This is a genomic window from Actinacidiphila rubida (assembly GCF_900110255.1).
Lineage (GTDB): Bacteria > Actinomycetota > Actinomycetes > Streptomycetales > Streptomycetaceae > Actinacidiphila > Actinacidiphila rubida.
The window spans coordinates 21,091-42,539 of record NZ_FODD01000048.1 but is presented as its reverse complement, the minus strand read 5'-3'; the positions used below and the strand labels follow the sequence as shown (position 1 = coordinate 42,539).

Sequence of the window (21,449 nt, the reverse complement as noted above, 5' to 3'; positions counted from 1 at the left end):
CTGACGCCCGGCGAAACCGCGTCGACCGGCTACTCCTCGGGCTCCCAGGCGATCAGCTGCTCGAACGCCTGCTGGTCGCCGTCGATCTTCAGGTCGCGCAGCGTGAGGCGGCCCCAGAAGAGGAGAAGCAGCTGCTCGGCCGTGCCCGTGGCGGAGGCGGAGGCGGGCGGGGCGTCGTCCGTGAGGGGTGCGGGCCAGGCGCCGGTGCCGTCCAGCGTGAGGAGCCAGGAGCGGCCCTCGGTGGCGTGGTAGTGGATGGTGGCGGCCTCGTGCGGCCAGGCCGCCGGGGTGGAGTTGCAGGTGTCGAGGAACTCGGCCACGCCGTCGAGCGCGACGTCCACCGGCATGGGCCGCACGGCGCCTGCGGCGAGCTGGGCGTCGTAGGTGTGCACCAGCACCTCGTGCACCCGGCGCCGGGCCACGCCCCAGGCGTTCGCGGGTGACACACCGGCGCGCCACCACGCCCAGCACTCGCGCTCCGGGCCGGCCTCGCGCAGCACGCTCAGCAGCAGCTCGTTCGACTCGGCGTACCAGGCCAGCAGCGCCTCGGGCTCGCGCGGCGCCGCCGCGGCATCCTTGGCCGGCGGAGCCTCGGCCGGTCCGGCGGCGACGATCGCGGCCCACCAGCGCTGGCCCGTACCCAGGTGCTGCACCAGATCGAACACCGTCCACTCGGGGCAGGACGGCACCGGCGCGTCAAGGCTGGGCGCGGCCGCAACCGCGCTCCGGAACGCGACCGACCGCTCTTCGATCATTCGCAGCAGCGCGGAATACTCAAGACTCTCTGTCACATCATCTGCCTATCACCCCAGCTCAGCCGACCACACCCTATTTTCCCGGCCGCCAGGCGCGGGGTTCGGCCTCGTCGGGGCTGGGAGACGGGGGTATCCCCACGTATCCCCACCACCGGGCCGGATGACCTCCGGGCCGGGCGTGTCCGGAACCTTTCGTCCGTGCCGCCGTTGCGTGCAAAACGCTTGGACTGCGCGGGAGATGGCTCGGCAGACTGCCGGTTCCGGCCTTCGGCGGCCCGCCGGGAGCAGCCGCGTGAGTGACCGGCCGCCGCACGACGACGACACGGGGGTTGGGGGATGGGATCACCCGACGCGCGGGAGGACGCGCCGCGTCAGGGCTCGGTGGGGCTGGCGCTGCGCTACTACGGGCGGGAGCTGGTGCGGCTCCGGTGGCTGACGGCACCGGCGATGCTGCTGCCGGCGCTGGGCAACATCGGGATCAACTACGTGGCCCCGCTGGTCGTCGCCAAGCTCGTGGGGCGTCTCGCGGATGACACGGCCCACGCGGGTGGCGCCGTCGGGCCGGCCGTGCCGTACGTCCTCGTCTTCGCCGGCGTGCTGCTGCTCGCCGAGACCTGCTGGCGCATCGGCATCCACTGCCTGAACCGCCTCGACGGCCAGGGCATCAAGCACCTGTACGTGATCGGCATGGACGAGCTGTTCGCCAAGGACGCCGGCTTCTTCCACGACAACTTCGCCGGGGCGCTGACCAAGCGGGTGCTGAGCTTCGCCTCCCGCTTCGAGGAGTTCGCCGACACCCTCACGTTCTCGGTCGTGGGCAGCCTCGTGCCGCTGCTGTTCGGTTCGGTGGTGCTCTGGCAGTACCAACCGATGCTCGTCGTCGTGCTGTTGACGCTGATCGCGCTGACCGCGCTGTGTGTGGCGCCGCTCATCCGGCGCCGTCAGGCGCTGGTCGACCGGCGGGAGGCGGCGATCGCGCGGGTGGCGGGGCATGTCGCCGACGTCCTGATGAACATGGACACGGTCCGGGCGTTCGGCGCCCAGGAACGCGAGGCGGCGGAGCACCGGTCGCGTGTCGCGCATTCGCGGCGGCTGTCGCTGCGGTCGTGGGACTACGGCAACCTGCGGATCGACACCCTGGTCGCGCCGATGTCCGTGCTCACCAACGCGCTGGGCCTGCTGCTCGCGGTCACGCTCGGCGGGGGCCGGCACGGGGTGGAGGCGGTCGTGGTCGTGTTCACCTACTACACCAACGCCACGCGGATCATGTTCGAGTTCAACCAGATCTACCGCCGGCTGGAGAGCTCGATGACGGAGGCCGCGCAGTTCACCGAACTGCTGCTGACCCCGCCGACCGTGCTCGACCCCGCCGAGCCGGAGCCGCTGGCGGTGCGGGGGGCCGACGTCCGCTTCGAGCAGGTCACGTTCGCCCACGGGAGTGCGGAGGCGCTGTTCGAGAAGCTCGACCTGACCGTGCCCGGCGGGACGCGGGTCGGTCTCGTGGGGCGATCGGGCGGCGGCAAGACCACGCTGGCCCGGCTGCTGCTGCGGATGACGGACATCGACGGCGGGCGGATCACGGTCGGCGGTCAGGACATCAGCAGGATCAGGCAGAAGGACCTGCGGGGCCTGATCTCCTACGTGCCGCAGGACCCGGCGATGTTCCACCGCACGCTCCGGGACAACATCGCCTTCGCGCGTCCGGACGCCACCGACGCGGACATCCGCCGCGCCGCCGAGGCGGCCCACGTCACGGAGTTCGCCGACGCCCTGCCGGACGGTTTCGGCACGATGGTCGGCGAGCGCGGCGTGAAGCTGTCCGGTGGGCAGCGCCAGCGGGTCGCGCTCGCCCGGGCCATCCTGCGGGACGCACCGATCCTGCTGCTGGACGAGGCGACCAGCGCCCTGGACTCCGAGAGCGAGATCCTCGTCCAGGAAGCGCTGTGGCGGCTCATGGACGGGCGTACGGCGCTCGTGGTGGCGCACCGGCTGAGCACGGTCGCCGACATGGACCGGCTCGTCGTCCTCGACCGCGGACGGATCATCGAGCAGGGCACCCACCAGCAACTGCTCACCCGCGACGGGGCCTACGCGAAACTGTGGCGGCACCAGTCGGGCGGCTTCCTCGACGACACGCCCGCGCGGCCCGCCCTGCCCTGACCCGGTCCGTCCCCCGGCGGCCCGATCCCTGCTTGCCGCAGGCGTCGACTCCCAGGACCCGCACCGCTGCCTCCGCCTCAACGCCGCCGCCGCCGCCGTCAAATTACCAGCGTGGAGGACGCCCGGCGGTGGCCGCAACGAAGGGGCCACGACCGCGGCCGCCACGAAGGCCCCCCGCTGCGGCCGCATCCCGCCGCGAACGCTTTCCGGTCCCGCGACATGTAGAGGGTGGGAGCCCCCGCGAGTGGGGACGGGACGAGGAGAGTGTGTGGACACCGACGAAGAGGTGCTGGCACGCGCCCGGCACGATCCGGCCGCGTTCGAGCCGCTGGTCGACCGGCACTCGGCGGCACTGCACGCGTATCTGCTCCGCCGGTGCGGGCCGGCCGCCGACGACCTGCTCTCCGAGGTCTGGCTGACCGCGTACTCCCGCAGGGCCGACTTCAGGGTCGTCGAGGCGGGGACCGTGCGCGGCTGGCTGTTCGGGATCGCCCGCAACCACGCGCTGGCGCACTGGCGCAGGCACACGCCGCGGCCCGCGCCCGACAGCGCGCCGCACGGCGACGACACGTGGGACGCCGTGGACGCCCGGCTGGACGCCGCCCGCCTACGGCCCGCCCTGCGCGCGGCACTTCGCGCACTCCCCGACGCGGAACGTGAGGTGCTCGTCCTCACCGCGTGGGAGCAGCTCACGCCTGCCGAGGCCGCCCAGACCGTGGGCATCGCCGCCGGCACCGCACGCTCCCGCCTGCACCGGGCCAGGGCCCGGATGCGCGACCTCATGGCAGGCCACCCCGCCGACCGGCGGACCGGACCGCCCTCTCCCCTCGTCCTGAAAGGCGTACAGACGTGACCGAGCCCAGCCCCCACGACCCGCCGTTCCCCGGCTGGGACGAACTCGTGGCCGCCGGTACGACACCGGCCGCCGACCCGGCGGTTCTGGCGGCGGCCCGCACGGCGGTCGCCGACGCCGTCCGCCGCGACACGGCCCCCTTCGCTGCCGCCGCTGCCGCCCCGGCCGCCGGGGCGGCACACGACGCCTTCCCGCCGAGCCGCCCCCGCCCCCGCCGGCGCGGGCCGGCGCTGCGCGTGTCCCTGACGGCCCTGGCCGCCGCCGCCGCGGTCGTCGTCACCGTCTCGCCCCTGTCCGCGTCCCACCACGCGACGCCGCGGGCGGCCGCACCGGGCACGGTCACCTCGACGTTCCTGGCCGACGTCGCGTCCGCGCAGTCGATCGCGCCCGGCACGTGGGACGACGCCCCCTACTGGAAGGTCGCGTTCACCCGTTTCCAGGCCGACGGGCAGCCGACCGGTGTGCTCACGGAGTTCCTCGCCCACCGCGCGGGTCTGACGTCCCATCTGCGGGCGGCGGCCCCGGTCGAGGAGGACAAGCCGGCGCCGGGGCCGTGGCGGTTCACCGTCGGGACCGGCCGCCTGACGTGGGACCAGCTCGCCGGGCTGCCCACCGCGCCCACCGCGCTGCGCGCACGGCTGCGGCCGTACGCGGAGCCGGGCCAGGACCCGTCGGAGGAGATCTTCGGCACGATCGGCGACCTGCTGGCCTCACCGGCCCCGCCCAAGGTCCGGGCCGCCCTGTTCGAGGTCGCGGCCCGGCTGCCCGGCGTCCGGGTGGCCGGTCCGGCCACGGACGGCAGCGGGCGGCACGGCACCGCCGTCGAGCGGGGCGACGGCACGATCGTCGTCCGCTACGTCATCGACCCCACGGGGCGGCTGCTGGAGACGGTCGTCTCCAGTGTCCACGCCCTGCCCGCGCTGCCCGCGTCCGCCGAACCGCGGAGCCTGGGCGACATGAACGGCGTCACCGAGGGACGGCGCGCGAACGGCAGCCGGCCGCCGGTTCCGGCCGGCGGGGTCGTGGAGCGCACCACCTACACGTTCATCGGCCCCGCGACCCGCCTCGACGGGCCGTGACGGCCGGTCCCGCCGGCCGGACTTCCGGCCCGGCCGGACGGCAGCCGCCCGGCAGCGGCCCGGCAGCCGTCCGGGTCCCCGGTCCATCCCCGCAGACCACCTGGAGAGCAGACCACGTGTCCCGTTCGACGATCCTGACGCTCGCGACCGCCGTGCTCCTCGCGGCGGGCACGGCGGCCACCACCGCCACCGCCCACGCCGCACCCCTGCCCCCACCCCTGCCCGTGACCGTTCCCGCCGACGCGCCGAGCTGGGCCCCGGGCTCCCTGCCGGCGACCGATACCGTCCTCACCGGCGTCGCCCAGCCCGACGCGGGCACCACGTGGGCGGCGGGCTTCCGCATCACCCAGTCCGGCAAGGTCAGCGTGCACACGCCGGTGCTGCTCACCCGCCGGGCCGGGGACCCGCAGGGCTGGGTGGACGCGCCCACCGCGGCCCTGCCCGACGGGACCCGCACCCGCTTCAACGCCGTCACCGCGACATCGGCGGCCGACGGCTGGGTCGTCGGGGACGACAGCCCCGAAGCCGGCGGCATCGTCGCCGAACACTGGAACGGCACCGCCTGGACCGCGGCCGCCGCCCCCGTCCCGGCCGCCACCTACCTGGACTCCGCCGGGCTGCTGAGCGTCTCCGGACGCGGCGCCGGCGACACCTGGGCCGTGGGGTGGGCCCAGATCGAGGACGGCACCACGACCGGCCCCGACGGGCTCCCTTCGGTGCAGACCCACATGGAGGGCCTCGCCGAGCACTGGAACGGCTCCTCCTGGACGCTGCAGCGCCTCCCGCAGACACCCGGCGGCTTCACTCTCGACGCGGTCGCCGAGATCGGCCCCGGCGACGTGTGGGCCGGCGGGTACACCAGCGACGACCAGCCGCTGCTCCTGCATGACGACGGCCACGGCTGGAAGCGGGTGGCGGGACCGCGGACCGGCGGTCTGGCCGGCGAGTTCAACGCCCTGGCGGCCGGTGGTCCCGACGACGTGTGGGCGGTGGGGCGCACCGTCCGCGACGACACCGACCCGGGCCACGCGCTGGTCGCCCACTGGGACGGCCGCGGCTGGCAGCAGGTCGCCGTCCCCGAGGAGGCGGGCCGCCTCAGCGCGGTGACCGTCACGCCGCAGGGCGACGTCGTCGCCGTGGGGCGCGTCACCACCGCGGCGTTCCCCGGGCCCGGGGCCGACGGGTACGCCATGCGCCTGTCCGGCGGGACGTGGGGCTCGCTGGCCCTGCCGTCCGGCACGCTCTTCGACCCCACGGGTGTGGCGGTCTCGCCCCTGCGGCAGACCACGGTGGTGGGCGTCGTCGCCGATCCCGCCCAGCCGGAGCCGCAGCCGATGGTCCTCACCAGCGGCGGCTGACCGGTGCGAAGGGCCCCACCGTCCGCGGTGGGGCCCTTCGGCGTGCCCGGGCCCGCACGCTCCGTCCGCGCCGCCGCTGCGGGCCCGGCCCCCGGCCTCCGCACCGCCGCTGCGGGCCCGGCCCCCGGCCTCCGCACCGCCGCTGCGGGCCCGGCCCCCGGCCTCGCACCGCCGCCACCGGGCCGCCCCCGGCGTCAGCGCGACCGCCGCCGGCTGTCCGTGCCGCGCCCGCCGCCACTACTCCGTGCGCAGCACCTCCGCCGCCGACGCCCTCGACGCGCGGACGGAGGGGAGCAGCGCGCCCAGCACGGCGAGCGCGACCCCGGAGAGGGCCGGAAGCACCAGCAGCGGCGCGTCCCACACGTGGAGCATGGACGCCGGGAGGTCGCGGCCGGTGCCGTGGCCGATGAGCGGGAGGACGATCCGGTGCGCGAGCATCCCCGCGGGCACCCCGACCGCTCCCCCGGCCACGCCCAGCGCGGCCGTCGCCGTGACCACCATGGCGACGACCTGCCGCGGGGTCATGCCGACCGCCTTGAGCACGCCGATGTCCTTGCGGCGCTCGCGGGTGCTCAGGACGACGGCGTTGAACACGCCGAGCGCGGACACGCCGACCAGGAGCAGGGCCAGGGTGGAGATCACGCTGATCACGGCCTGCTCGATCGGCCCGACACCGGTGTTCAGCGACGGACGCAGGCCGGGATCGAGGCGTCGTGCCGCCGCCGCGTAGGCGTGCGCGTCGGCCCCCTTCGCGAGCCCGACGGAGAACTCCGTGGCGCGGCGGGTGGAGTTGAGGCCGACGAAGCGGTTCCAGTCGGTGCTGGTGAGGTCCCAGCCGTCGGTCTGCTCGCCGACGACCGTCTCGACGACCTGCCGGCCGGCCGCGTCGCGGAGCACGACCCGCCGGCCGAGGGAGAGACCCTGCTGGTGCCAGAACGTGGAGTCCGCGACCACCTCGCCCGGACCGCTCACCCAGCGCCCCCGCACCAGGTCGGGGTGGAGCGCGGTGGTGTCCCCGGTCCGGACGTCCATGCGGACGGCGTCCGCGCTGCCCGCCATGCGGGTCTGCAGGGGAGCGTCCGCGGAGACGTGGGCCGCGCCGGGGAGGGCGCGCAGTCCGGCCAGCAGCTGCTCGTCGGTGTGGACGGGGCCGGCCGGGTGCGACGGAGCCGCCGGGTTGCCGACGGCGACGGTCACCTGGACGCTGTCCTGCTGCTCCTGCGTCCGGTCGAACGTCAGGACGGACGCCGCCAGGCCGATCGCCAGTGTCGCGGTGGTCACGCCGAGCACGATCGTCGACAGGGTCAGGGCCGTGCGGCCGGGCCGGGCGAACGGCCAGCCCAGGCCCAGGCTCACCGGACGGGGCAGCCGCGATCCGCCGAGCCGGCGCTGGACGGCCGGGGCGCGCCCGGTCTGCTGGACACCGCCCGCGCTGATCGCCCGCGCTGCGGGCAGGCGCCGCGCCTTCACCGCCGGGAGGAGCGCGGACAGCACGACGAGCACGGGCATCCCGATCAGCACCACGGGGTAGACCCAGGCCGGAACGGACGCCTTGCCCGCGACCAGGGCGTTGCCGGAGATGCCCCAGAACGCCCCTCGCACCAGGTGCGTGCCGAGGACCGAGCCGACGGCGGCCCCGACGGCGCAGCCGATCACGGCCGGGACGGTCACCATGACCAGGTAGACGGCCGTCACCTGGTCCGGGGTGAATCCCAGGGCCTTGAGGACGCCGATGTGCCGGTAGCCGGCGACCACCGCGCCGCTGACGACGCTGCCGACGATCAGGACCGCGGCGATCAGGCCGAGGAGGCCGAACCCCGTCAGGAACGGCACGTACGTGTTCGGACCCGTGGCCAGGTGCTCCTTGAGGGTGAGGTAGGAGCCCGTGCCGGTCAGCGAGCCGGACGGCAGGCCGGCCGTGACGACCGCCATGTCCGCCGTGAGGGCCGCCTGCGATCCGGCGTCGCGGAACCGGTACATCATCTGGGTCGAGGCCGCGCCCAGGTCCCTGGCCTGCGCGGGGGTGACCCAGCCGCCGGCCGAGTCGCTCACGGACGTCGCGTATCCGACGACCTTCAGGTCCACGCCGCCGGGCGCGAGGACGTGCGTCTCCTGGTCGATCAGCCGCGCGCCGCCGAACCCCTGCGGCATGTCGAGGACGATCTCGCCGGGGTGCGTGGCCCAGCGCCCGGAGAAGACCTTCATCGTGTCGACCGCGGTGTCGGGCCGGTCGCGGCCCACGACGGTGAAGACGCCGGGCAGCCCGAACGGTCCGCCCTGGTCGGTGGGCCGGCGCAGGACGGCCACCGGGTAGGGACCGGCGGACGCCTCGACCCCGGAGGCCCGCGCGGTCCGCGCGATCCGCGCGGCGGTCGCCTTGGAACTGTCGAACTCCGCCATGACGTGGGCGCCGTTCGCCGCGTTGTACACCCGGTCGAAGGGCCCTGACACGGCGGCCATCAGGCCCAGCGTGACGACCGCCGTGGCGCTGCACACGAGCACGACGGCAGCCAGGACGAAGGTCTGCAGCCTGCGGCGCGCGACCGCGGCACGGGACGCGGTCCACACGGCCCTCATCGGTCGCGCCTCACGGCACGCGCGCCGGCGATACGGCCGTCGACGACCTCGACCACCCGGGACGCGCACCGCTCGGCCAGCCGGGCGTCGTGCGTCACCAGGACCAGCGTCTGCCCCAACGCGTGCAGATCCGTGAGCAGTTCGACGACGGCCTCGCCGGAACGGGTGTCCAGGGCGCCGGTCGGCTCGTCGGCCAGCAGCAGCGCCGGACGGTTCATCAGCGCGCGGGCGACGGCGACGCGCTGCCGCTCGCCACCGGACAGCGAGGCCGGATGGACGTCCCCCCGATCGGCGATCCCGAGTCCCTCCAGCAGTTCGGTGGCGCGCTGCCTGGCCGCCCTCGCCCCCAGCCCGTCCAACTGCCCGACCAGCGCCACGTTGTCGAGCGCCGGCAGGTCGTCCAGCAGGTGGAAGAACTGGAAGACCATGCCGACCCGGTGGCGGCGGAACAGCGCCAGCCCCTTCTCGCCGAGGGCACCGAGGTCCTCGCCGCCGACCACGACCGACCCGGCGGACGGCCGGTCCAGGCCGGACACCAGGTTCAGCAGGGTCGACTTGCCGGAGCCGGAGGGGCCCATCACCGCCACCGCCTCACCGGCGCGGATCTCCAGCGAGACCCCGTCGAGCGCCGTGCAGTCGCCGAAGTCCTTGCGCACGTCCGTCAGCCGCACGACGACCTCTCCGTCGGCCGGCACGCGGGACGGCACGCGGGACGGCACGCGGCCCGTCCTCCGGGACGGCCTCCGGAACAGCCCTCGCGACGTCCTCTCGTCCGCAGCCTTCGTGTTCGTCATGCGGCCACACTGCCGAGGGCGCCCGTGCCGGCACATCGGAGCACGGCCCGCACCTCACGCGGGCGCTGCCGTCCCAGGGTGTACACCCCCAGTCCGATGCGCTGGACGGCCTCGCGCTCCTACGCTCGACGCATGGCAATGACCCGGCCCTGGACGGCGCGCGTGTCCGCGGTACCGGTGGTCGCGTGCGTCTGGGCCCTCTCGACGCTGTACATGGTCCTCGCCGCGTCCAAGCGGTTGCGCGGGCCGTGGGGAGCCGCCGCGCCCCGGTATCCGTTCCTGTCGGACCCGCGGGAGCGGGCCGCACTGGCCCTCGCGGCCGTCCTGGTGGGCGTCGCCTGCGGGTTGCTCACGCGCCGGCCGCCGTGGTCGGTCGCCGCGCTCGTGCTCAGCGCGCTCGTCCTGAACCTCGACATCCACTCGTCCGACATCACACCCGACCAGTACCTGCCGGTCTGCGCCGCCCTCTACTTCGTCGCGGCGGCCGGTTCGCGGCGGACGGCGGCGGCCGGGGCCGTTCCGGCGCTCGCCGGACTGTTCGGCTACGTGGCCGTACGCCAGGCCAAGGGGCTGGACGTGGACACGACGGTCGAGGCCGTCGTGCTGCTGATCACCGTCCTCGCCTGGGCGTTGGGGGACGCCCAGCGACGGGAACGCCGCCACGCCGAGGAGCTGCGCACGCAGGTGGCCGAACAGGCCGTGACGGCCGAGCGGTTGCGCATCGCCCGCGAACTGCACGACATGGTCGCCCACAGCATCGGCGTCGTCGCCCTCCAGGCGGGAGCGGCCAAGCTCGTCCTCCGGACGCAGCCGGAGGGCGCCGGGCGGGCGCTCGGCATCATCGAGGACACCAGCCGGGAAACCCTGGCGGGGCTGCGCCGCATGGTCGGGGCACTGCACGACGCCGACGACGGGACGGAGGCCCGGACGGGAACGGGCACCCGCACGCCGCCCGCGGGCCTGGACGACATGGACCGGCTCGTGGCGAACGCACGCGACGCCGGTGTGCGCGTCGACGTCGAATGGCGCGGCGAGCGACGGCCGTTGCCGCCCGACATCGACCTGTCCGTGTTCCGGATCATCCAGGAATCGGTCACCAACGTCATGAAGCACTCCGGCAGCCGGCAGTGCCGGGTGTCGGTGGCCTTCCGCGAGGACGACGTCTCCCTCGTGGTCGTCGACAGCGGGACCGGGCGGAGTGGCAGCGGCACCGGTGGCGGCGGCAGGGGCAGCGGCACGGGCTACGGCCTCATCGGCATGAGCGACCGGGTCGCGCTCCTGCACGGCGACTTCAGTGCCGGTCCGCGCCCCGAGGGCGGCTTCCGGGTCGCCGCCCGCGTTCCCGTCCCGGCGGAGGTCTGAGTGGCCGTCCGCGTCCTGCTCGCCGACGACCAGCCGCTGATCCGCGCGGCCCTGGCCATGGTGATCGCCGACCTTCCCGGCATGGAGGTCGCCGGAGAGGCCGGGACCGGGCAGGACGCGGTGCGCATGACCCGGGAACTGCATCCCGACGTGGTCGTCATGGACCTGCGCATGCCCGGCATGGACGGCATCGAGGCCACCCGGCTGATCACCGAGGACGGCGGACCCGCCCATGGCCCCGACCGCAACCCCGCCCGCGTGCTCGTGCTGACCACGTTCGACGACGACGACAACGTCTACAACGCCCTGCGCGCCGGGGCCTCGGGGTTCCTCGTCAAGGACATGGCCGTCAGCGACATCCTCGGGGCGATCCGCGTGGTCGCCGCCGGGGACGCGCTGATCGCCCCCAAGGTCACCCGCCGCCTGATCGAGGAGTTCACCACCCGTCCGCGGCGGGCGGCGGCACCGAAGCGGGAGATCGGCGGGATCACCGGCCGCGAGCGCGAAGCCCTGACGCTCATCGGCCAGGGCCTGTCGAACACGGAGATCTCCGAAGCGATGACCATCAGCGCCGCGACCGTCAAGTCCTACGTGACCCGGCTGCTGGCCAAGCTCGACGCCCGTGACCGCGCCCAACTCGTCATCGCTGCCTACGAGTACGGCCTGGTGACCCCGGGCGGCGGCCCGAAGTGAGCGGCGGCCCCGGCGTCGTCGTCCCGGAAACCGGGTCTCGCCGCGATTCCTTTTGCGGACCCCGGCGGTCTACCTGCTGTGGTCGCCCGAGGCCCTCGGGCGGGAACGTCGAGAGAGGACCGCGCGTGGTGGAGAGTCAGCGGGACGAGTCGGGCGCAGGGCAGTTGGGGCGGGCCTTCGCGAGCACCCGGCGGGTGCTGGCCGGGGTCCGGCCGGAACATCTGGGTGCGGCGACGCCGTGCGGGGCGTGGGACGTGCGGGCGTTGATCGACCATGTCGTCGGTTCCGCCTGGTGGGGGGCCGGCGCCGTCACCGGCGCGGACGTCGGTGAGGACCCTGCGAGCGGGGACCTCCTCGCGCGTTACGACGAGAGCGCCCGGGTCGCGCTGGACGCCTTCGCGTCACCGGGCGTGATGACGAGGCGGATCGATCTGGGGTTCGGGGTCTTCTCCGGCGCGGAGCTGGCCGGCATGGTCGCCAGGGACCAGTTCACGCATGGCTGGGACCTCGCCCGCGCGATCGGGCACTCCACCGACCTCGATCGCCCCCTCGCGGGCCAACTGCTCGTCCAGGCCCGGGCCGAGATCCTCGACGCCTACCGTGGTCCGGAAGGGGACGCCCTCTTCGGGCCCGTCGTCGAACCGCCCGCCGGGGCCTGCCCCGCCGACCGGCTGGCCGCGTTCCTCGGCCGTTCGGTCTGACCGGAGGGACATGGTGAAGCAGGGCGAAGCCCATCAGGAGGCCGCCGTCGAGGAGCGTGAGGCGTTCGCCGGCGCGACCGAGCCGTTCCGGCGGGAGCTGCTCGCGCACTGCTACCGCCTGCTCGGCTCGGTGGACGACGCCACCGACGTCGTCCAGGAGACGTATCTGCGTGCCTGGCGCTCCCACGGCACGTTCGAGGGCCGGTCGTCGATGCGTACGTGGCTGTACCGGATCGCCACCAACGCCTGCCTGAGCGCACTGGCGCACCACAGCCGGCGGGTGCTGCCGGCCGGGCTCGGCGGCCCGGAGGCCGACCCCGGCACGGCTCCCGTACCCGCCGGACCCGGGGTCCGCTGGCTTCAGCCGGTTCCCGACGCCCTCGTCGCCCCGGGACCTGACGGGGCGGACGACCCCGCCGCCGTCGTCGTCGCGCGCGAGGACCTGCGGCTGGCGCTCGTCGCCAGCCTGCAGTACCTCTCCGGCGCCCAACGGGCCGTCCTCCTGCTGCGGGACGTGCTGTCCTTCCCGGCCGCCGAGGTCGCCGCCATGCTGGGCACCACCACGGCCGCGGTCAAGAGCACGCTGCAACGCGCCCGCGCGCGGCTCCGCGCACTGGCCCCCGAGCCCGACGACATCACACCGCCCACCGGGCCGGAGGCCCGCGCCCTCCTCGACCAGTACATCGCGGCCTTCCAGAACGCCGACGCCCCCGCTCTGGAGCGGCTGTTGCGCCGGGACGCCACGCTGGAGGCGACCCCCTTCACGACCTGGTTCGCCGGGAACGCCACCTGCGTTCCCTATCTCCGTACCTGGGTGCTGGGTTCGCCCGGCGACTGGCTCATGCTCCCCACGTCCGCCAACGGCCAGCCCGCCGCGGTGGCGTACACCCGCGATCCCGACGGCGCGTACCAGGCCTACGGAGTCGTCGTCCTCACCGTCACCCCCACGGGCATCCGCCACGTCCACTCCTTCCACCAGCCCGCCCTGGCCGCGGTGTTCGGCTTCCCGCGCACGGCATCGGCCGGCGATCGAGCCCGAAGGACCGAGCCGGGAAGCCCCCTCGCGGCGGTGGGGCACCGCCCCGGGCGTGAGGACCGGCGGCCAGGGACGCCGGGGACGCCGGGGAGGCTCGGCACGCCGGGATGACGGCACGTGCCGCGGACACCGGCGTGACGGCCTTCGGGGTGGTGCCCGGTGGGGAATCCGCAGGGTGCGGGGCCGGTCACGCTATGGCGCGGGGCGTGGGACGCGTGCGCCCCGACCGCGCCGAGGCGCCGCCGCCCGGCGCTTCGGGCGCCCCTCCCCGCCCGGCATGCGCCCGCGGGCGGGCGCGCTTACGTTGGACGGGGGGCTGAGGTACGGCCGCGCAAGGGGATCGGGAGGCAGGGGCATGACGGAGAAGCCGCCGCAGATCGACTACGGGAACCTTCCGGCGCCGCAGGAGGGGTTCGTCGCGACGCTGTTCCTCACGGTGCGCAAGGTCGCGCGCTCGCGGGACTTCTACGCGAAGGTGCTGGGCGGCACCGTCGTGCTGGAGGAGAACCCGTGCATCGTGAAGCTCGCGAACACGTGGATCCTGATGAATCCCGGCGGGCCGCCGACGCCCGACAAGCCGGGGATCACCGTCGCCGACTACGAGCCCGGTGACACGACGTCCATCTTCCTGAACCTGCGCGTCGCGGACATCGACGCCTGCTACCGCCTGTGGAGCGGCCGCGGCGCGGAGTTCGTGACGCCGCCGATCGACCGCGGCGCGGAGATCCGCTGCTACATGCGCGACCCCGACGGCTACCTCATCGAGGTCGGCCAGGCCACGGGCCTGCTCTCCGGGCACCTGGCCGAGAAGCGGCCCGAGGACCTGCCCGGCTGAGCGCCGCCGGTCGCCGCCGCGCACGAAGGGCCCCGCTGAGGATCAGCGGGGCCCTTCGGGGTGGGTCAGGCGGAGCCCGCGGGGGTCAGTGCCCGCCGCCTCCCGCGGGGATCGGACGGTGGTCGCGGTCGGTCGGCTGGAAGGCGACCGTGTAGGTGCGGGTGACGGAGCCGTTGGCGGACGTCACCGTGAGGGTGCGGGTGGTGAGCCGGGAGCCGGGGGACGACAGGACCGGGCTGCCCTCGGTGACCCTCACCCGGGCGCCGGGCTCGGCCGGCACCGCGGTGGCGGCCGGGATCTTCGCGTTCTTCGGCCAGTCGACGACGTAGGTGGAGACCGCCGGGTCGAAGCCGTCGATCGCGACGCCCCCGACCGTGATCGCCTTGGCGTCGGCGGCACTGGCCCGGGTGGCGTCCGCGAAGTTCGTCACCTTGACGGAACCGTCGGCGGCGACCACCACGTGCGCGGACATCGCGGCCGCCAGGTTGATCCGCTCCCAGCTCGCACCGCCGTCGGCGGTGAGGTCGAGCGGGTAGCCGGAGTCCGTGGCGGTCTGCTCCAGGATCTGCGTGCGCTGCTCCGTGGTGAGGTCCGGGAAGGCCGTGAGGAGCAGGGCCGCGGCGTCGGACGGCGCGGTGAGCGTCTGCCCGGCCTTGCCCACCTGGGAGAACCCGTAGCTCAGGCGCTGCGTGTACAGGTCGATGTCCTGCGCCGTGCTCAGCCCGTCGTAGGCGTCGCCGCCGCAGGCCGCGAGCGTGTCTCCGTAGCCCTCCTTCTCGCACTGCTCGAGCAGCACGTTCTCGATCTCGGTGTGGGCCTGCATCAGCAGGCTCGCGAACTCGGGGTCGGCCCACCGGTGGGCCACGGTGGCCTGGCCGGTGATGCGGCCGCCCATGACGTCGAGCGGGTAGTGGAAGCCGAGGACGATGCGGTTGTTCCCGTACTCCGAGGTCCGCGCGAGGATCGACGGCGCCAGCTCCGGCAGCAGCGTGGCGAGGATGGTGCCCGCCTCGTAGCCGCCGTAGGTGTGGCCGCTGGGGTACGAGCCGCTGGTGGTGAGGCTGCCGTAGGAGCCGTCCTGCGACTCGTAGACGTCACCGCCGTCGCCGACGAACCCGAGCCGCACGTACGGACGCAGGTAGCCGAAGTGGTCCTTCGCCGCGTCGTGGGTGTCGAGGCTCTGGGTGGCGCGGGAGAACAGCGCGCTGGTCTTCGGCAGTCGGCCGCTCTTCAGCGCGTCGCCGTAGATCTGGCCGAGGCGGGAGCCGAGCCCGTCGGCCATGGTGACGGTGGCGCTGTTCGTCGCGTCGACCTCGGCCCGGTCCACCTCCGCCTGCGTCGCCGCGTTGTTGATGCCCACGGCGATCCGGTCGTTCTCCGCGGTGAGCGGAGTGCCCGCGGCCACCTTGGAGTTGGGCGCGAGGATATCGGAGTGGAGGTCGTCGATGCCGGCGAGGAGGTCGTCGAAGTAGTCGCTCCCGTCGCCGGTCTTCGGCCACGCGTCCGACGTGTAGGTCGCGTTGAGGGTGCCGTCCGGGAAGGGCGACGGGGTGTATCCCGGGTCGGCGGCGGTCGCCGGGGCGCTCGCCGGGGTGGTCGTGGCGGGGCCGTCCGAGGTGCCGGCGAGGGTCACCGCGGTCACGGTGGCCGTGTGCGCCTTCGCCTTGCTCGTGGTGGTGAGCAGCGCCGTGTCCGCCGTGCCGGAGACGTGCGCGGTGGTCCCGTCGTCGAGGGCCACGGTGTAGCCGATGACCGGGAATCCGCCGTCGCCGGCCGCCTGCCAGGTGACTCGGACGTGCGTGCCGTCGGTGGTCACGCCCGTCACGGTGGGCTTCTGCGGGGTGCCGCCGCCCGTCACGACGGGTGCCGTGGCGGCGCTCGGCTGCGAGGCGCCGACGGCGTTCACGGCCTGGACGCGCGCCGTGTAGGAGCGGCCGGACGGCAGCCACGTGAACGTGGTGCTCCGGCTCGCCGGATCGGCGACGGCGACCTGGTGGCCGTCGTCGAGGGTGACCCTGAAGCCGGTGACCGGTGAGCCGCCGGTGTCCTCGGGCGAGGACCACGCGACGGTCACGCTCGTGCCGGACGACCCGGACGACCCCGACGACCCTGACGACGTGGCCGAGACCGCGCCGGGCGCGGCCGGCACCGTCCTGGGCTTCGTGACGAGCGCGGACACCGCCTGCTGGAGCGCGTCGTGGCGGGCGGTGAGGGTCGCGTCCGCCGACGTGCCGTCGGCGAGCGCGGTCCTGGCCGCGGTGAGTGCCCCGGTGAACGCCGCCCAGGACGCGTCGGTGTAGCGCGCGTCGTCGAGGGCGGACGCGGTCGTGACCAGGTCCTCCAGGGTGAGTCGGGGCAGCGGGACCAGCTGGTCCGCGGCCAGGGTGAGGCCGCGCGTCTGCGTGTCGACGTCGAGCTGCGTCGCGTCGGCGGCGGCCACGAGGGCCCGCGCGGCGGCGAGTTCCCGCAGGTACACGCCGAAGTCGATCGCGTCGTAGCGGGCCGCGTCCGCGGACAGGCCCTGGTACTGGTCGATGGCCTTGCGCAGCGCGGTCAGGTCCGTGGTGGCGGGCGTGTCGACGTGCGTGAAGGTGAGCCGGCCCAGGTTCGCGACGTACGGGTGCGAGGAGTCCGGGGTCGTCGTCAGCCGCAGGTGGACGGCGTGGGTGCCGGTGACCGCCTTGGGCAGCGTCAGGCTCGTCGTCCCGCCGGACGACCACGCGCTTCCCGTGACGGGCAGCGGGATCGTCGCGTACGGCGTGCCCGGGTTGGCCGGGTCGAACGTGTCCAGGTAGAGCTGGACGGCCGAACCGGTGCCGCAGCGCGCCGAGTTGTTGACATAGGTGAGCGTGACGGTGCTCTTCGGGGAGGCCCCGAAGTCGATGTCGCCGTAGTCGAGCCAGGCGCCGTTGTACGTGCCGCCGAGGTCGGTGGCCGACCCGGCGCCGGTCCAGCCGGCCGGCTCGCTCTTGAGTCCGCCGCCGCTGGTGGCGTGGAACGCGGTCGCGTCGAACGCCACGGGGGCGTCCGCCTGCTGGGTCAGGGTCAGCGTGTACACGTTGGCCACGTACGGCTGGGACGAGGTCTGGGTGCTGGAGACGAAGTCGGCGTACACGTCCTGGACGCCCGCGAAGACGGCCGGGTCGAGGTGCACGGACGTGGTGGCGAGGGTCCCCCAGCCCGAACCGGTGTAGTCCAGCGGGATGTCGACGGTCTTCGGGCCGTCCTTCGCGCCGAGGTGCAGTTCGATGTGCGAGTCCGACGCGGCCCGCGACTGGGGCTTGTCGTAGCGGACGGTCACGGTGTCGGCGCCGTCCCGCAGGTCGGTGCCCTGCCACTCGGCCCACGCGCCGTTGGAGACGTTCTCGAAGATGCCGTTCGCGAGGTTGAGCGGGACCGTGCCGCCGCCGGTCGTGGTGGTGTTCGCCGCGCTCAGCGTGGCGAGGGTGGCCGTCGGGGACGACGTGACGTCGTTCGGCGAGAACTGGAACCAGTCGAAGTTCGACACCCACTGCTGGCCGGACGGCGCGTGGAACACGAACGTCGCGCCGCCCGCGCCGAGCAGGACGTCAGGGTCGGTGACCGCCGCCTGCACGGTGCTGTAGTACTGCCAGCCGCCGGTGCCGGGCAGCGTGACGCTGCCGACCACGGGACCGTCGGCGCCGCCCGCGTGGATGTCCACGCTGCTCGGCTTCGCGTCGGCGGCCTGCGAGTTGGCGTAGCGCACCGAGATGCTCCGCGGGGCGACCCCGCCGAAGTCCAGCTTGGCGAACCGCTCCCACGCTCCCTCGGTGACGCCGCCGAGGTCGCCGTCGGAGTAGTACGCCTCGCTCACCAGGCTGGGGCCGTCCTTCTGGTCGGGGGACTCGGCCTGCAGGACGGCGTAGCCGCCCTCGTCGATGGTGAGCGCGTCGCCGGCGGACTCCAGGGTGTCCTGCGCGGCCATGAGCGTGCCGGTGCCGGCGGCGGTGTCCGCGAGGACGGTCCGCGCGTGGTCGAGCGCCGAGCGGAACAGCGTCCAGGACCCGTCGGAGTAGTTGCCGCTGCGCACCAGGGACGCCTGGCCGACGAGCGTGACGAGGGCCTTGCGGTACACCGCGGCGGCGGACACGGTCAGCGGGTCGGTCGGGGAGACCCCGGTGCCGGTCACCGTCGAGGCCCGCACACCGTGCGCGAAGGCCGTGTCCTGGAACGCGATGCCGAGGTGCGCGTCGGTCTCCGCGGTGCCGGTCAGGGACAGCGTCGCCGTGTCCTTTCCGGTGACGCGGAGGTCCGCCGTGACACCGGCGGGAAGGCCGGTGACGCGCGCCGCCCCGGACGCGGTGAGACTGGTCCCCTTGTGGGCGGCGAACGACGCCGGGCCGGACAGGGTCAGGTCCACGGTGCCGGCGACGGTGCCGTCCGCGGCGGTGGCGACGGTGGCCGGGCGGGCGGAGACGACGGTGTCGCCCTGGTCCGTGCCCGAACCGCCGCTGCCCGCACCGGAGTCGGTGTCGAGTGAGTACGCGGGCTGCGTGCGGGAGCCCCAGGAGGAGGGCTTGGCGCCCATCGTGAAGTCCAGGGTGCCGCCGGCGATGATCCGGGAGTAGTCGAGCCAGGTGTTGCCGAACCGCTCGCCGTCGAGCGTCGCGTTCTGCACGTAGTAGTTCGTCGGCGAGACGCCGTCGGCCTTCACCGTGAACGTCGTGCCGTTGGCGTAGGTGATGGTCGTCGAGTCGAAGAACGGGCTGCCGATCTGGAACTGGCTGGAGCCCGCGGTCACCGGGAACAGGCCGAGGGCGGCCGCGACGAACATGGTCGACATGGTGCCGGCGTCGTTGTCCATCGTCGGCAGGAAGCCGTTCGGGGCGAGCTTGTAGACCTGCGTGTCGATCGGCGGGGTGAACTCGCCGCCGGAGGACGGCGCTTCGTTCGTCGAACCGGTCGCGATGTAGCGGTTCCAGGTCGTGCCCGTGTAGATGGCGCGCACCCACTTCTGCGTCAGGCTCGGCTCGCCGACGTAGTTGAAGAGGTAGGGCGCCTGCAGGTCGATCTCGTTGGCGTTGGAGTGCAGCATCGTCGAGCCGTCAGCGGCGGTGGAGTCCTCGCCGAACATGTGCTCCACGGCGGCCTTTCCGGCCTTGTCGCCGCCCATCGCCTTGATGAGGTCGCCCATGTCGTAGGCGTCGTACCAGTTGTACTGCCAGAGCGTGCCCTGGTAGAGGCCGGCCGCCTCGAACTTCTCGTAGTCGGCGCTCTGCCAGTCGCCGCCGGCCGCGCGCGGGGTCAGCAGTCCGACCTGCGTGCCGTCGGACGCCGTCCAGGCACCGGACTTCACCAGGTGGTCGATCGCCATCGTCGACTGGGTGCGCAGCCTGGCCGCGTCCGCGTCCTTGCCGAGCGCGGCGGCGATCACGGACAGCGCCCACTGGTCGTAGCCGCGCTGCACGGTCGTGCCGGGGTCACCGGTGACGTAGCCCTGCCGCAGCTGCGCGCCGGTGTAGTACCCGGCGTACGACAGCAGCGCCGGGTAGGCCTCGTCGAGCCGGTCGAAGTTCTTGTAGCCCTTCGACAGCGCGTCCGCGACCAGCACCGCCGACCGCTCCCACCGCACCGTCGGCACCGAGTGGGTGAGGCTGCCGAGGCTCTTGCCGGAGGCGTGCGCGTCGGCGAAGAGCTCGACGAGCGACTGCACCATGTCCCGGTAGGTGGCCGGGTCGATGTACGCCTCGACGGAGTACTTGCGGAAGTCGTCCCAGGTGGACCAGCCGTCGTAGTACGTGAAGCCGTTGGTGCGGTGCACCGCCCCGTCGACGCCGCGGTAGGTCCCGCTGGTGCTGGTGGCGTTCACCGGCAGCCCGTACATGCGGTACAGGTGCGTGTAGAACTCCTTGGTGAGCGTCGACCCGGGGTCGGACGCCGCCGAGGCGCGCACGGCGACGGCGCCGAGCGTGCGGTTCCAGTCCGCCTTGGTCTGCGCGCGCGCCTGGTCGAAGGTGAGCCCGCCGACCTCGTTGTGCTGGTCGGTCGCGGCCTGCTCGGCACTGATCGGCGAGAGCGTGACGCGCAGTTCGACGTCGTTGCCCGCGGCCGGGTCGAACCCGAGGACCGCACCGGTGTCGGCGCCGTCCTGCGCGGTCGCGTCGGTCAGCCTGCCGTCGGCGCCCCAGCTCTTCAGCGAGGTCACGGGGACGTTCGTGGTGGCGTCGTAGTACAGCTGGTACGAGGCGCCGTTGAACGATCCGGCGACGAGGCCGGTGATCGAGGTGGTCCCGTCCGGGAGCGTCGTCGCCTTCAGCGTCGCGCGGGTCCGGCTGGTGAAGTTGTTCGCGAGGTCGAGGACGAGCTCGGGCTTCGACCCGGCGGGGAACGCGTACCGCTCCAGCGCGGTGCGCGTCGTCGCGGTCATCTCGGCGTCGATGGTGCCGGGGTCCTGCGTCACCGACGACGCGGTCCCGGACAGGGCGCCGAGCCCCACCTGGTAGGAGCCGGGCGTCGCGGTCTCGTCGTCGTGGCTGTACGGGTGCGCGTACGTGCTCGTGGCGGGGCGCTTGTCGTACTGCACGGACGTCGGGACGACCAGCAGGTCGCCGCCGCCGCCCGAGCCGCCGACACCGTCGAGGTCCGTGGCGGTGAACCCGGCGATGTGCTTCTCGTTGTAGTCGTAGCCGGAGTGGTTGCGGCCGGGCGTGGTCATCGGGTTGACCTTGGCCAGGCTGTGCGGGGCCTCCGCGCCGGGGAGGTCGTTGCCGTCGTCGCCGCCGGTCGACACGAACGGGTCGACGAGCTTCGTCCAGTCCGTGCCGGACGCTCCCGCGGACGCGGGTGCGCCGGGCGCCGCGGCGGCCACGCCGCCGCCCGCCAGCGCGGCGAGGCCGAGCGCACCGGTCAGCAGTGCGGCGACCGTCGCGCGCAGCGGCCGGGGACCCCGGCGGTCGGGTCTGGGAAGCACCGTGCGGTGCGGGGGCAGTGGGGATCTCTTGGGCACGTGACCTCTCCGGCGTTGCGATGCGCGTGCACGGCCCGACCCGGAAGACAACGTTGTCAGGCCAACACCGGAGCGTGCAGAGCGAGACGGCAGTGGACATGCGGGAGTATTCCCGTCCTGTCCACGGACGTCCACCATCAGACACGGACAAGGCGTACAACGGACAAACAGAAGCCGCACAGTTGGTGCGCCCGGAGGGACCGGCGCCGGTGGCGCCGGGCCGGCCGGAGCGGTTCCACGGCGAAGGGCCCCGCCGGACGGCGGGGCCCTCGCGGCCTT

Annotated in this window: 13 protein-coding genes; 9 read left to right on the top strand and 4 right to left on the bottom strand. The window is 74.0% G+C overall.

The features are described 5' to 3' along the window. Nucleotides 1-29: 29 nt before the first annotated feature. On the bottom strand, nt 30-791 hold the full coding sequence (locus BMW99_RS33500; protein WP_069466562.1) for a maleylpyruvate isomerase family mycothiol-dependent enzyme: 762 nt from the start codon (nt 789-791) through the stop codon (nt 30-32). Nucleotides 792-1,091: 300 nt separating this feature from the next. Between BMW99_RS33500 and BMW99_RS33495 the strand changes: the two genes are divergently transcribed. The 4 genes from BMW99_RS33495 to BMW99_RS33480 all read left to right on the top strand — a co-directional run bounded on the left by BMW99_RS33495 (nt 1,092) and on the right by BMW99_RS33480 (nt 6,205). After that, complete coding sequence (locus BMW99_RS33495) at nt 1,092-2,915, top strand: ABC transporter ATP-binding protein (RefSeq protein ID WP_069466563.1); 1,824 nt, start codon at nt 1,092-1,094, stop codon at nt 2,913-2,915. 268 nt (nt 2,916-3,183) lie between these two features. Further along, nucleotides 3,184-3,768: an RNA polymerase sigma factor gene (locus tag BMW99_RS33490; protein WP_075018115.1), complete on the top strand. Its 585-nt coding sequence runs from the start codon at nt 3,184-3,186 to the stop codon at nt 3,766-3,768. After that, nucleotides 3,765-4,847 (top strand): hypothetical protein, encoded by a 1,083-nt coding sequence (locus BMW99_RS33485; protein WP_075018114.1) that lies wholly within the window; start codon nt 3,765-3,767, stop codon nt 4,845-4,847. The genes BMW99_RS33490 and BMW99_RS33485 overlap by 4 nt, the downstream gene beginning before the upstream one ends. Nucleotides 4,848-4,963: 116 nt before the next feature. After that, the gene (locus BMW99_RS33480; RefSeq protein WP_075018113.1) at nt 4,964-6,205 is read left to right on the top strand and encodes a hypothetical protein; all 1,242 of its coding nucleotides are present in this window, start codon (nt 4,964-4,966) and stop codon (nt 6,203-6,205) included. Nucleotides 6,206-6,442: 237 nt separating this feature from the next. Here the strand turns inward: BMW99_RS33480 and BMW99_RS33475 are convergent, their stop codons facing one another. Together BMW99_RS33475 and BMW99_RS33470 are read right to left on the bottom strand one after the other, a co-directional pair. Then, nucleotides 6,443-8,782 carry an ABC transporter permease gene (locus BMW99_RS33475; RefSeq protein WP_075018112.1) on the bottom strand — a complete coding sequence of 780 codons (2,340 nt, stop codon included), beginning with the start codon at nt 8,780-8,782 and terminating at the stop codon, nt 6,443-6,445. After that, nucleotides 8,779-9,501, bottom strand: a complete 723-nt coding sequence (locus tag BMW99_RS33470) for an ABC transporter ATP-binding protein (RefSeq protein ID WP_245791730.1) — start codon at nt 9,499-9,501, stop codon at nt 8,779-8,781. The genes BMW99_RS33475 and BMW99_RS33470 overlap by 4 nt, the downstream gene beginning before the upstream one ends. 207 nt (nt 9,502-9,708) lie before the next feature. On the opposite strand from BMW99_RS33470, the gene BMW99_RS42390 reads away from it, so the two are divergent. From BMW99_RS42390 to BMW99_RS33445, 5 genes are all read left to right on the top strand, one after another. Then, the gene (locus tag BMW99_RS42390; protein ID WP_079138924.1) at nt 9,709-10,938 is read left to right on the top strand and encodes a sensor histidine kinase; all 1,230 of its coding nucleotides are present in this window, start codon (nt 9,709-9,711) and stop codon (nt 10,936-10,938) included. Continuing rightward, nucleotides 10,939-11,631 (top strand): response regulator, encoded by a 693-nt coding sequence (locus tag BMW99_RS33460; protein WP_069466544.1) that lies wholly within the window; start codon nt 10,939-10,941, stop codon nt 11,629-11,631. Nucleotides 11,632-11,756: 125 nt separating this feature from the next. Continuing rightward, a complete protein-coding gene (locus BMW99_RS33455; RefSeq protein ID WP_218108500.1) occupies nt 11,757-12,332 on the top strand; it encodes a TIGR03086 family metal-binding protein in 576 nt (191 codons plus the stop codon). Between the two features lie 10 nt (nt 12,333-12,342). Next, nucleotides 12,343-13,479 carry an RNA polymerase subunit sigma-70 gene (locus BMW99_RS33450; protein WP_079176269.1) on the top strand — a complete coding sequence of 379 codons (1,137 nt, stop codon included), beginning with the start codon at nt 12,343-12,345 and terminating at the stop codon, nt 13,477-13,479. 244 nt (nt 13,480-13,723) lie between these two features. Further along, the gene (locus BMW99_RS33445; RefSeq protein WP_069466404.1) at nt 13,724-14,203 is read left to right on the top strand and encodes a VOC family protein; all 480 of its coding nucleotides are present in this window, start codon (nt 13,724-13,726) and stop codon (nt 14,201-14,203) included. Between the two features lie 85 nt (nt 14,204-14,288). Here BMW99_RS33445 and BMW99_RS33440 read toward each other — a convergent pair whose 3' ends face one another. Then, nucleotides 14,289-21,170, bottom strand: a complete 6,882-nt coding sequence (locus BMW99_RS33440; RefSeq protein WP_079138893.1) for a glycoside hydrolase domain-containing protein — start codon at nt 21,168-21,170, stop codon at nt 14,289-14,291. Nucleotides 21,171-21,449 lie beyond the last annotated feature (279 nt).

Coding starts and splice junctions, on each gene's coding strand:
- BMW99_RS33450 (WP_079176269.1), top strand. CDS start 12,343: ATGGTGAAGCAGGGCGAAGCCCATCAGGAGGCCGCCGTCGAGGAGCGT.
- BMW99_RS42390 (WP_079138924.1), top strand. CDS start 9,709: ATGGCAATGACCCGGCCCTGGACGGCGCGCGTGTCCGCGGTACCGGTG.
- BMW99_RS33445 (WP_069466404.1), top strand. CDS start 13,724: ATGACGGAGAAGCCGCCGCAGATCGACTACGGGAACCTTCCGGCGCCG.
- BMW99_RS33475 (WP_075018112.1), bottom strand. CDS start 8,782: ATGAGGGCCGTGTGGACCGCGTCCCGTGCCGCGGTCGCGCGCCGCAGG.
- BMW99_RS33495 (WP_069466563.1), top strand. CDS start 1,092: ATGGGATCACCCGACGCGCGGGAGGACGCGCCGCGTCAGGGCTCGGTG.